The 5,828-nt window shown below is 70.9% G+C and carries 5 protein-coding genes; 2 read left to right on the forward strand and 3 right to left on the reverse strand.

Features of this window, described 5'->3' with window-relative positions:
* Positions 1 to 261: 261 nt before the first annotated feature.
* Both ACFWA7_RS39545 and ACFWA7_RS39550 read right to left on the reverse strand, forming a co-directional pair.
* A complete protein-coding gene (locus ACFWA7_RS39545; RefSeq protein WP_017242433.1) occupies positions 262 to 942 on the reverse strand; it encodes a response regulator transcription factor in 681 nt (226 codons plus the stop codon).
* Entirely contained in the window at positions 939 to 2,216 is a 1,278-nt protein-coding gene (locus tag ACFWA7_RS39550) for a sensor histidine kinase (RefSeq protein ID WP_385550184.1), read from the reverse strand. The genes ACFWA7_RS39545 and ACFWA7_RS39550 overlap by 4 nt, the downstream gene beginning before the upstream one ends.
* A gap of 223 nt (positions 2,217 to 2,439) precedes the next feature.
* Here ACFWA7_RS39550 and phoU point away from each other — a divergent pair, with 223 nt between their 5' ends.
* Positions 2,440 to 3,117, forward strand: coding sequence for a phosphate signaling complex protein PhoU (gene phoU, locus ACFWA7_RS39555; RefSeq protein WP_385550187.1), 678 nt, complete (start codon positions 2,440 to 2,442; stop codon positions 3,115 to 3,117).
* A gap of 340 nt (positions 3,118 to 3,457) precedes the next feature.
* Here the strand turns inward: phoU and ACFWA7_RS39560 are convergent, their stop codons facing one another.
* Positions 3,458 to 4,216: a phosphoglyceromutase gene (locus ACFWA7_RS39560; protein ID WP_385828002.1), complete on the reverse strand. Its 759-nt coding sequence runs from the start codon at positions 4,214 to 4,216 to the stop codon at positions 3,458 to 3,460.
* 221 nt (positions 4,217 to 4,437) lie between these two features.
* On the opposite strand from ACFWA7_RS39560, the gene ACFWA7_RS39565 reads away from it, so the two are divergent.
* Complete coding sequence (locus tag ACFWA7_RS39565) at positions 4,438 to 5,751, forward strand: MDR family MFS transporter (protein WP_385828004.1); 1,314 nt, start codon at positions 4,438 to 4,440, stop codon at positions 5,749 to 5,751.
* Positions 5,752 to 5,828 lie beyond the last annotated feature (77 nt).

The raw sequence follows: 5,828 nt of genomic DNA on the forward strand, positions 1-5,828 counted from the left end.
CCGCCACCCCCCCCCCCCCCGGGGCCCCCGCCGGGGCCCCGGCCCCGCCGGGGGGGGGTCCACTCACTCCCCCTGGTTACGGTGGGGGGCCCCGGCCGTTCGCCGGGCCCCCCTCCTCGTCCGTACCGGCCGTACCGCTGCGTACGGGCCGTAACGCTCTTCACGGCTCGAACCCCTCCCGCGTGCGCCCCTCGCACCGCTGCGCGGGCTTCGGAGCGCTGTGCCGGACTCCGTCCGGCCAGTCGGGGTTCGAGGGGCTGTCTACGGCTCGAACTTGTAGCCCAGGCCTCGCACCGTCACCAGGTACCTCGGCGCGCCCGGGTCCGGCTCGATCTTGGCGCGGAGGCGCTTGACGTGGACGTCGAGGGTCTTGGTGTCGCCGACGTAGTCCGCGCCCCAGACTCTGTCGATCAGCTGCATACGGGTCAGCACGCGGCCCGCGTTGCGCAGCAGCATCTCCAGGAGGTCGAACTCCTTCAGCGGCAGGTCGACCTTGCCGCCGGAGACGGTGACCACGTGGCGGTCCACGTCCATACGGACCGGGCCGGCCTCCAGGGCCGCCGGGGTGACCTCCTCCGGCTCGCCCCGGCGGCGCAGCACCGCGCGGATGCGGGCGACGAGCTCACGGGACGAGAAGGGCTTGGTGACGTAGTCGTCGGCTCCTATTTCGAGGCCCACGACCTTGTCGATCTCGCTGTCCTTGGCGGTGACCATGATCACCGGGACGTTGGAGCGGCCGCGCAGCTGGCGGCAGACCTCCGTGCCGGGCAGCCCCGGCAGCATCAGGTCGAGCAGCACGAGGTCGGCGCCGTTGCGCTCGAACTCGTCCAGCCCGTCGGGCCCGGTGGCCGCCACGGCGACCTCGAAGCCCTCTTTGCGAAGCATGTAGGACAGGGCGTCGCTGAACGATTCCTCGTCCTCGACGACGAGCACTCGGGTCACGGAAGGACCTCCGGGGCAGGGGGCACAGTGGTGGAGTCGTGCGCGGTCGGGAAGGTGTCGTACGGCGGCTCGTCGACGGCGTCGTCGTCCGGGCCTGCGGGGTCGGATGCGGCGCGGTCCCGTACGGCGCCGGCCTCCGGCAGCCTCAGGGTGAAGGTGGAGCCCTGTCCCTCGGAGCTCCAGACGGTGACCTCCCCGCCGTGCGAGGCGGCCACGTGCTTGACGATGGCCAGGCCCAGGCCCGTACCACCGGTGGCGCGGGAGCGGGCCGGGTCGACTCGGTAGAAGCGCTCGAAGACGCGCTCCCGGTCCTTCTCCGAGATGCCGATGCCCTGGTCGGTCACGGCTATCTCGATGAGGTCCCCGCCGGGCGCGGCGACGCGGCGGCCCGCGATGCCGACCCTCGTCCTGGCCGGGGAGTAGTTGACCGCGTTCTCGACGAGGTTGCCGAGGGCGGCGGCGAGCTGGCCGCGGTGGCCCCAGACGTACAGATCCGCCGTGCCGCCCGCGGCCATCGTGATCTGCTTGGTGGACGCGGGGTGGCGGGAGCGGTCGATGGCCTCGGCCACCAGCTCGTCGACCCGGACCGGCTCGGCGTCGTCCAGCGGGTGGTCGTTCTGGACCCGGGACAGGTCGATGAGCTCCTGGACCAGATTGGTCAGCCGGTTGGCCTCGATCTGCATCCGGCCCGCGAAGCGGGTGATCGCCTCGGGGTCGTCCGAGGCGTCCATGACGGCCTCGGAGAGCAGGGAGAGCGCGCCGACCGGCGTCTTGAGCTCATGGCTGACGTTGGCGACGAAGTCGCGCCGGACGGCCTCGATGCGCCTGGCCTCGGTCAGGTCCTCGACCAGGAGCAGTACGAGGCGGGAGCCGAGGGGGGCGACCCGGGCGGAGACCGCGAGGGCCTCGCCCCGGCCGGTGCCCCGGCGCGGCAGATCCAGCTCCACCTGCCGTATCTCACCGTCACGGCGGGTGTCGCGGGCCATGTGGAGCATCGGCTCCACGGCCAGCTTTCCGCCCCTGACCAGCCCCAGTGCGTACGCCGCGGAGCTGGCCTTGACCACCGAGTCGCTCTCGTCGAGCACCACCGCCGAGGAGCGGAGCACCGAAAGCACGGTGTCCACGCCGGGCGGCAGTACCGCGTCCGTGTGCAGGGATGTCCGGGTGGGCCGCGCCTGGTCGCGCTCGCTCCAGCGGAACGCCAGCATGGCGATGACGCCGGTGCACAACCCGGCGATCGCTGCAGCTGCGGCGACCGCCGCGTTCACGTCCATGCATCCAGGTTATGCGGGCGCACCGACACTCTCCCAGCCATCCGGGTGCCTGCTCGAACGTTCGTCGCCCAGAGTTCACCATGGTGATAGTGCTGGTTCACTTGGTGTGGCCGAATCGGACGCGTAACCCACGGAACGTGGGAGCGTGGGGATCACGACATCCCCTGCCTCCCCCGGAGTCATTCCCGGAGTCATTGCCGCAGTCATTGAAAGAGGGACACCCATGCGGGACGCGTACCACGAGGAACTTGACTCGATCGGCGAGGGCCTGGTCGAGATGGCCCGCCTTGTCGGGTCGGCGATCGGGCGCGCCACGACGGCCATGCTCGACGCCGATCTCAAGCTCGCCGAGAGTGTGATCGCCGCCGACCAGAAGGTCGACGATCTGCAGCACGACCTGGAGGCGCGGGCGATAGCCCTGCTGGCCCGCCAGCAGCCCGTCGCGACGGATCTCCGCATCGTCGTGACGTCCCTGAGGATGAGCGCCGATCTGGAGCGTTCGGGCGACCTGGCCCAGCACGTCGCCAAGCTGACCCGGCTGCGCTACCCGGCGCGGGCGGTCCCGCACGACCTGCACGCCACCATCCTGGAGATGGGCCAGCTGGCCCAGCGCCTGATGGCGAAGGCCGCCGAGGTGATCATCACCAAGGATGTCGACCTGGCGCTCCAGCTGGAGCAGGACGACGACGAGATGGACCTGCTGCACCGCACGCTCTTCCAGCACCTGATGGACGACCGCTGGAAGCACGGCATCGAGACGGCCGTCGACGTGACGCTGCTCGGCCGCTACTACGAGCGGTTCGCGGACCACGCGGTCTCGGTCGCCAAGCGGGTCGTGTACCTGGTCACCGGCGAGCACGCGGACGAGCTCCAGGCGCCGTCGCAGGTCGAGGGCGCGTAGGGCCGAGGGCGCACAGGAGCGCGAAACGACGCGTGGCGCGCCCTCTGCGCGTATGCGCCGGTGATGCGCCCTTCGGATTGGGTACCAGACGGGGTGAGGCTCGTATGCCGGTAAGGCACGCCTACCCCCGGGAGGGACCCATGCCAGATTCCCCCACCACCGAAGCCGACGGCTGCTCCTGCGGTCCCGGCTGCCAGTGCGGCTGCCAGTCGGGCGGCCCGTGCCAGTGCGGCGGCGGTTGCTGAGAACGCGATACGAGAGGGGCCCCGCCCGGGAATCGGACGGGGCCCCTCTCGTGCGTAGCCGTACGTATTACTTCTTGACGACTACTTCTTGACGACTACTTCTTGCCCTGGTTCTTGACCGCCTCGATCGCGGCGGCGGCCGCGTCCGGGTCGAGGTAGGTGCCGCCCGGCTTGACGGGCTTGAAGTCCGCGTCGAGCTCGTAGACGAGCGGGATGCCGGTCGGGATGTTCAGGCCCGCGATGTCGGCGTCCGAGACGCCGTCGAGGTGCTTGACCAGCGCGCGCAGGGAGTTGCCGTGGGCGGCGACCAGCACCGTGCGGCCCGCGAGCAGGTCCGGGACGATGCCGTCGTACCAGTACGGCAGCATGCGGACGACGACGTCCTTGAGGCATTCGGTGCGCGGGCGCAGCTCCGGCGGGATGGAGGCGTAGCGCGCGTCCTCGGACTGCGAGAACTCGGTGCCGTCCGCGAGCTCCGGCGGCGGGGTGTCGTACGAGCGGCGCCACAGCATGAACTGCTCCTCGCCGAACTCGGCGAGCGTCTGCGCCTTGTCCTTGCCCTGGAGCGCGCCGTAGTGCCGCTCGTTCAGGCGCCAGCTGCGGTGCACCGGGATCCAGTGGCGGTCCGCGGACTCCAGCGCGAGCTGGGCGGTGCGGATCGCGCGCCTCTGGAGGGAGGTGTGCAGCACATCGGGGAGCAGGCCGGCGTCCTTGAGCAGCTCACCGCCGCGCGCCGCCTCCTTCTCGCCCTTCGGGGTGAGGTTGACGTCCACCCACCCGGTGAACAGGTTCTTCTCGTTCCACTCGCTCTCGCCGTGGCGGAGGAGGATCAGCTTGTACGGTGCGTCGGCCATGCGTCCGAGCGTAATCGACGTTCGCGGGCCGTCGCGCGCGCGGGGAGCAAGGTGCCGGGAGCGTCTCGGCACGTGGACGATTGACGGACGGCGTCAATTGAGTGGCGGGTGAGAGCCGCCGGATCGTAAGTTGCGGCTATCGCCAGCACCACTTACACGGCCATGTGCCGCGTGGGCGTGCCGGGCGCTCGTAGCCAGCTTGCCGTTCCGGGGGGAAACCGATGTCCGTCGCCAGTCTCAGACGTGCCGCACGAGAGAGCGTCTCGGGTCTGCCCCGGGAGTTCTGGTGGCTGTGGACGAGCACGCTGATCAACCGGCTCGGGGCGTTCGTCGCCACGTTCATGACCCTCTATCTGACCCATGAGCGCGGCTACTCGGCCTCGTACGCGGGCCTGGTGGTCTCCCTGCACGGCCTGGGCGGCGTGATCTCCTCCCTCGGCGCGGGCGTTCTGACCGACCGGCTCGGCCGCCGCCCCACGATGATGGCCGCCCAGACGGCGACGGCTTTCTCGGTGGCGCTGCTCGGCTTCATGACCGACCCGGCGGCGATCGTCGCCGTCGCCTTCCTGGTCGGCATGGCCTCCAACGCCTCGCGCCCGGCCGTCCAGGCGATGATGGCGGACATCGTGAAGCCCGAGGACCGGATGCGGGCGTTCTCGCTCAACTACTGGGCGATCAACCTCGGGTTCGCGGTCTCCGCGGCGGGCGCCGGCTTCGTCGCGCAGCACAGCTATCTGGCGGGCTTCCTCGGCGAGGCGGCGCTGACGCTGACGTGCGCGGTGCTGGTCTTCCTGAAGCTGCCGGAGTCGCGGCCGGAGCGGGTGGCGACGGTCGAGTCGCGGGGGCGGGGGACGGGTACGGCGTCGGCACCGGAGTCGGAGCCGGAGCCGGAGGTCGGCCTCGGGACGGTGTTCCGCGACGGCCGCTTCATGGGCGTCGTCGGCCTCTCCTTCCTCATCTCCCTGATCTTCCAGCAGGGTTACGTGGGGCTGCCGGTCGCCATGGGCGCGGACGGCTTCTCCAGCGCGGACTTCGGCCTGGCGATGGCGGTCAACGGCGTGCTGATCGTCGCCCTCCAGATCCCGGTCACGCGGGCCATCGAGCACCGCGATCCACGCCGTCTGCTGATCGTGTCGTCGCTGCTGGCGGGGTACGGGTTCGGGCTCACCGCGTTCGCCGGTTCGGTGGGGGTGTACGCGCTGACGATCTGCGTCTGGACCCTCGCCGAGATCGTCAACTCGCCCACCCAGACGGGGCTGGTGGTACGCCTCTCCCCCGTCCACGGGCGGGGCCGCTACCAGGGCGTGTACACGATGTCCTGGTCGGTGGCGGCGCTGGTGGCCCCCCTGATGTCGGGCTTCGTCGTCGACCACTTCGGGGCGGACTGGTTGTGGGGGGCTTGTGCGGTGCTGGGGACTGTGGGGGCGGGGGGGTACTGGCTGCTGATGCGGGGGCTGGGGCTGGGGCTGGGGGATGGGGAGGATGTGGTGGCGGGGGCGAGTGCGGGGGAGCGCCGGACGAATGTGGCGGCGTGATGGCTCCGCGTTATTGGGCCCCCACCCCGCCCGTTCCCTAAACCCTCCGGGGGTGGGGGGTGGGTTGAGGTGGTCTC

It is taken from the genome of Streptomyces sp. NPDC059994 (assembly GCF_042737755.1).
Lineage (GTDB): Bacteria > Actinomycetota > Actinomycetes > Streptomycetales > Streptomycetaceae > Streptomyces.

Coding starts and splice junctions, on each gene's coding strand:
- ACFWA7_RS39550 (WP_385550184.1), bottom strand. CDS start 2,216: ATGGACGTGAACGCGGCGGTCGCCGCAGCTGCAGCGATCGCCGGGTTG.
- phoU (WP_385550187.1), top strand. CDS start 2,440: ATGCGGGACGCGTACCACGAGGAACTTGACTCGATCGGCGAGGGCCTG.
- ACFWA7_RS39560 (WP_385828002.1), bottom strand. CDS start 4,216: ATGGCCGACGCACCGTACAAGCTGATCCTCCTCCGCCACGGCGAGAGC.
- ACFWA7_RS39565 (WP_385828004.1), top strand. CDS start 4,438: ATGTCCGTCGCCAGTCTCAGACGTGCCGCACGAGAGAGCGTCTCGGGT.